Origin of the sequence: Pseudochrobactrum sp. AO18b, from assembly GCF_000409565.1 — a bacterium.
In the GTDB taxonomy this organism is placed as follows: Bacteria; Pseudomonadota; Alphaproteobacteria; order Rhizobiales; family Rhizobiaceae; genus Pseudochrobactrum; species Pseudochrobactrum saccharolyticum.
On sequence record NZ_ANNO01000246.1, the window covers coordinates 1 to 5,101 of the forward strand.

At 50.9% G+C, this 5,101-nt stretch carries 7 protein-coding genes; 6 read left to right on the plus strand and 1 reads right to left on the minus strand.

Going from position 1 to position 5,101, the window contains the following annotated elements:
* Window positions 1–27 precede the first annotated feature (27 nt).
* Both secY and A918_RS0110175 read left to right on the plus strand, forming a co-directional pair.
* A complete protein-coding gene (secY, locus tag A918_RS0110170) occupies window positions 28–1,368 on the plus strand; it encodes a preprotein translocase subunit SecY (protein ID WP_022710958.1) in 1,341 nt (446 codons plus the stop codon).
* Window positions 1,365–1,949 carry an adenylate kinase gene (locus tag A918_RS0110175; protein ID WP_022710959.1) on the plus strand — a complete coding sequence of 195 codons (585 nt, stop codon included), beginning with the start codon at window positions 1,365–1,367 and terminating at the stop codon, window positions 1,947–1,949. Before secY ends, A918_RS0110175 begins: the two co-directional genes overlap by 4 nt.
* Window positions 1,950–2,135: 186 nt before the next feature.
* Here A918_RS0110175 and A918_RS0110180 read toward each other — a convergent pair whose 3' ends face one another.
* Window positions 2,136–2,330: a hypothetical protein gene (locus tag A918_RS0110180; RefSeq protein ID WP_022710960.1), complete on the minus strand. Its 195-nt coding sequence runs from the start codon at window positions 2,328–2,330 to the stop codon at window positions 2,136–2,138.
* 104 nt (window positions 2,331–2,434) lie between these two features.
* Here A918_RS0110180 and rpsM point away from each other — a divergent pair, with 104 nt between their 5' ends.
* From rpsM to rplQ, 4 genes are all read left to right on the plus strand, one after another.
* Window positions 2,435–2,803 carry a 30S ribosomal protein S13 gene (gene rpsM, locus A918_RS0110185; RefSeq protein ID WP_022710961.1) on the plus strand — a complete coding sequence of 123 codons (369 nt, stop codon included), beginning with the start codon at window positions 2,435–2,437 and terminating at the stop codon, window positions 2,801–2,803.
* 236 nt (window positions 2,804–3,039) lie between these two features.
* Window positions 3,040–3,429 (plus strand): 30S ribosomal protein S11, encoded by a 390-nt coding sequence (gene rpsK, locus A918_RS0110190; protein ID WP_022710962.1) that lies wholly within the window; start codon window positions 3,040–3,042, stop codon window positions 3,427–3,429.
* 105 nt (window positions 3,430–3,534) lie between these two features.
* Window positions 3,535–4,548: a DNA-directed RNA polymerase subunit alpha gene (locus A918_RS0110195; protein ID WP_022710963.1), complete on the plus strand. Its 1,014-nt coding sequence runs from the start codon at window positions 3,535–3,537 to the stop codon at window positions 4,546–4,548.
* Between the two features lie 42 nt (window positions 4,549–4,590).
* A complete protein-coding gene (rplQ, locus tag A918_RS0110200; protein WP_022710964.1) occupies window positions 4,591–5,016 on the plus strand; it encodes a 50S ribosomal protein L17 in 426 nt (141 codons plus the stop codon).
* The last annotated feature ends 85 nt before the right edge of the window (window positions 5,017–5,101 follow it).

Sequence of the window (5,101 nt, forward strand, 5' to 3'; positions counted from 1 at the left end):
TGACGTACGACAGACCGGAGTAATCTCATGGCATCGGCTGCTGAACAGCTTGCATCCAATTTGAATTTTTCAGCCTTCTCGAAGGCGACTGAGCTCAAGAAGCGTATCTGGTTTACGCTCGGGGCTCTGCTTGTGTATCGTTTCGGTACCTATATTCCTTTGCCGGGCATTAATCCTGACGCGCTGGCCCAGTCGTTCCAGCAGCACAGCCAGGGTGTGCTGGGGCTGTTCAATATGTTCGCCGGCGGTGCTGTTGCCCGTATGGCGATTTTTGCGCTCGGGATTATGCCGTATATTTCGGCATCGATTATCGTACAGCTTATGACCTCTGTGGTGCCTTCTCTTGAAGCACTGAAGAAAGAGGGCGAAGCCGGACGTAAAGTTATCAACCAGTATACGCGTTACGGTACGGTGCTTCTGGCGCTTGTGCAGGCCTATGCAATCTCTGTGGGGCTTGAATCCGGCAGCGGTATTGTGTCTGAGCCGGGACTATTCTTCCGTATCACTTCGGTGATTACGCTTGTCGGCGGTACAATGTTCCTGATGTGGCTCGGCGAACAGATCACTGCGCGTGGTATCGGTAACGGTATTTCCCTGATCATCTTCGCAGGTATTGTTGCAAACCTTCCGCAGGCTATCTCCGGTACGCTCGAACTCGGCCGTACAGGTGCCTTGTCAACAGCGCTGATCCTTGGTGTGATTGTTCTCGCAATTGCGCTGATCGCAGTGATCGTGTTTGTTGAACGCGCACAGCGTCGTTTGCTGATCCAGTATCCGAAGCGTCAGGTGGGTAACCGTATGGCGCAGGGCGAAACCTCGCATCTGCCGCTGAAGCTGAATACTGCCGGTGTTATTCCTCCGATCTTCGCATCTTCGCTGCTTTTGCTGCCTGCAACTGTTGCCGGTTTTGCAAATACAGAAAACATGCCTGCCTGGGGAAGCACGCTGCTGGCCGCTCTCGGTCACGGTCAGCCGATCTATATGTTCCTCTATGCGGCGCTGATGGCATTCTTCTGCTTCTTCTATACAGCGATTGTCTTTAATCCTAAGGACACTGCTGACCAGCTGAAGAAACATTCGGGCTTTATTCCGGGTATCCGTCCGGGTGAACGCACTGCTGAATATATTGATTATGTTCTGACCCGCATTACAGTGGTTGGCGCTATCTATATCGTGATTGTCTGTCTTGTACCTGAGTTCCTGATTTCAGCGGCCGGTGTACCTTTCTATCTCGGTGGTACGTCCCTGCTTATTGTTGTCAACGTAACACTTGATACAGTTGCTCAGATTCAGGGTCATCTCATTGCTCATCAATATGAGGGGCTGATTAAAAAATCCAAACTTCGTGGGGGAAGACGGGCGAGATGAGACTCATACTTTTAGGACCTCCGGGTGCAGGCAAGGGAACTCAGGCAAAAATTCTTACAGAAAAATATGCCATTCCCCAGCTCTCAACCGGTGACATGCTCCGTGCGGCCGTTGCCGCACAGACTGAAGTCGGTAAACGTGCCAAAGCAGTTATGGATGCAGGTCAGTTGGTTTCGGACGAGATCGTGAATGCGATTGTTTCGGATCGCATCGATCAGCCGGACTGTGCAGGCGGATTTATCCTTGACGGTTATCCGCGTACAGTGCCTCAGGCGCAGGCGCTGACAGGTATGCTGAAAGAAAAGCATGCTGAACTGGATGCAGTGATTGAACTGAAGGTCGATGAGACCGCTCTGATCAAGCGTATGGAAAACCGCGTTGCGGAAACCATTGCTGCAGGCGGCACTGTCCGTTCAGATGATAATCCTGAGGCTTTCCGCAAGCGTCTGGTTGAGTATCGTGAGAAAACCGCACCTTTGTCTGATTATTATGCAGGTACCGGTGAACTGAAGTTGGTAGACGGCATGGCCGCTATGGCTGATGTTACAGCAGAGATTGAAAAGCTTCTGCTTCCTGCCTGATCGTCGGATCCGGTCTTTTATAAAAATTCAAAGCGCTGATCTGATAATATCGGGTCGGCGCTTTGACTTTTAGAAGCAGGTGTTTGCAATTTGGTTTTAACGAAATGATAAGCATTTACGCCTGTTCTCTCTTAGAGGTTGACTTTTCCTCACGATTCCGTCAAAGACAGCGACAATTCGCTTAATTCAGATGGGCGCAACCGGTTTTCCGGTTTCGTTCGTTTTTATGCTGTCTGTATCCGGTGGTTCGGTGCAGGCATAGAGAACAGATCCGGCTTTGTTGAAAATCCGGTGGATCTCTTGGATTTCGGACGTGTTATTAGCCGTTAACTCGCAGATTTTTGCGAGAACAACTTGCGGATAGCGTTCGGTAGAGCTCATTACGGCGTGAACCGGCTTCCGGTGCTGTAATATTTTAAACTACCGTATGATTATAAAACATGCCGATGCGGCTGTTATCTTGCGGTTCATACAGGAGAAAGCGCATGGCACGTATTGCTGGCGTAAACATTCCAACGAATAAGCGTGCGATCATTGCACTTCAGTATATTCACGGTATCGGCCCCAAATTTGCTGCTGAAATCATGGAAAAGGTCGGCATTGCGCTTGATCGCCGTGTAAACCAGCTGACAGATGCTGAAGTTCTGCAGATCCGTGAAACCATTGACCGTGATTACCGCGTTGAAGGTGATCTGCGTCGTGAAGTTTCGATGAACATCAAGCGTCTGATGGATCTGGGCTGCTACCGCGGTCTGCGTCATCGTCGCTCCCTGCCGGTTCGCGGTCAGCGTACCCACACCAATGCTCGTACCCGTAAGGGTCCTGCAAAGGCAATCGCCGGTAAGAAGAAGTAATTTGCTGGTACCGGAGCTGTTTTATAAAACGGCTCCGGTATTTGCTCGTCTCTGCCTCAGCTTTATGGAGTAGATCAGAGATAAACGCAGATTATGCTCCGTTTACGGGGCGTCTTAAAGATTTGGCTCCGAGAGGTGCCAATAAACAGATCCAGACATGTCTTGCCTGATGGCCAGATATGTCGGTGGAGCCGCTGGTATTACGGCGGTGTCGAGATCAATTGGAAGGACTAGTTATGGCTAAAGATGCCGGTCGCGTTCGTCGTCGCGAACGTAAAAATATTTCCTCGGGTGTTGCTCACGTTAATTCGTCGTTCAACAACACACTGATCACTATCACTGACGCACAGGGCAATGCGATTGCCTGGTCTTCAGCCGGTGCACAGGGCTTCAAGGGTTCGCGTAAGTCGACTCCTTTTGCTGCTCAGATCGCTGCTGAAGATTGCGCCAAGAAGGCTCAGGAACACGGCATGCGTTCGCTGGAAGTTGAAGTTTGCGGTCCGGGTTCCGGCCGTGAATCCGCACTTCGCGCTCTGCAGGCTGCCGGTTTCACAATCACTTCGATCCGTGATGTGACCCCGATCCCGCACAATGGTTGCCGTCCACGCAAGAAGCGTCGCGTCTAATCAGTCCATCGCCGCAAGGGCCCGAACTTATGTTCAGGTCTTTCGTGGTTTCCGCTCTCTGTTGCCACGATTGGATAGTGGCAAAGCTAGATTAAAGGAAAGCACATGATTCAGAAAAACTGGCAGGAACTGATCAAGCCTAACAAGGTTGATTTTCTTACCCAGGGCTCGAAGAATAAGGTCACTGTTGTGGCTGAACCGCTTGAACGCGGTTACGGTCTGACATTGGGTAACGCGCTGCGTCGCGTTCTTCTTTCTTCGCTGCGCGGTGCTGCGGTGACTGCTGTTCAGATTGACGGCGTTCTGCATGAATTCTCGTCGATCAACGGCGTGCGTGAAGACGTAACCGATATCGTACTGAATGTTAAAGAAATCGCTATCCGTATGGAAGGCGATGGACCTAAGCGCATGGTTGTCCGCAAGGAAGGACCAGGCGTCGTAACGGCTGGTGATATCCAGACGGTTGGTGATGTTGAAATCCTTAATCCGGATCACGTCATCTGCACCCTCGATGAGGGCGCTGAAATCCGCATGGAATTCACTGTCAATACGGGCAAAGGCTATGTGCCTGCTGACCGTAACCGCGCTGAAGATGCTCCGATCGGTCTTATTCCGGTTGACAGCCTCTATTCACCGGTACGTAAGGTTTCCTACAAGATCGAAAACACCCGTGAGGGACAGGTTCTCGATTATGACAAGCTGATCCTCAATGTTGAGACCAACGGCTCTGTCACTGGTGAAGATGCAGTTGCTTATGCAGCCCGCATTCTTCAGGACCAGCTTGCGATCTTCGTCAACTTTGACGAGCCGCAGAAGGAAGCTCCGCAGGAACAGGTTGCTGAACTCGCATTCAATCCGGCTCTGCTTAAGAAAGTGGATGAACTGGAACTGTCTGTCCGTTCTGCAAACTGCCTGAAGAACGATAACATCGTTTATATCGGCGATCTGATCCAGAAGACAGAAGCCGAAATGCTGCGGACTCCGAATTTCGGCCGCAAGTCGCTGAACGAAATCAAAGAAGTTCTGGCGTCGATGGGACTCCATCTCGGTATGGAAATCCCGACCTGGCCGCCGGAAAATATCGAAGATCTCGCTAAGCGCTACGAAGATCAATATTGAGACCGGTTGCGACCGGAAGATAGATTTTAAAGGAGAAGGCTCATGCGCCACGGAAAGACACTCCGTAAGCTGAACCGGACTGCAAGCCACCGTAAGGCAATGTTCGCCAATATGGCTGCTTCGCTGATTGAACACGAACAGATCGTAACCACTTTGCCTAAGGCAAAGGAAATCCGTCCGATCGTTGAGAAGCTTATCACTCTCGGCAAGCGCGGCGATCTGCATGCACGTCGTCAGGCCATTTCGGCTATCCGCGATGTACAGCTGGTTCAGAAACTGTTCGACGTTCTGGCAACCCGTTATGCTGACCGTCACGGCGGCTATATCCGCATCATGAAAGCCGGTTTCCGTACCGGTGACAATGCTCCTATGGCTGTTGTTGAGTTCGTAGAACGCGACATCACTGCTAAAGGCGCTGCTGATCGCGCACGCGTTGAAGCTGAAGCTGCTGAAGCTGAAGCTGCATAATATCTGTTTTAACGCAGATTATATAAATTAAGGGGCCTTACGGCCCCTTTTTTATTTTTTGTTTTAATATTTTTTGCCTTCCGAG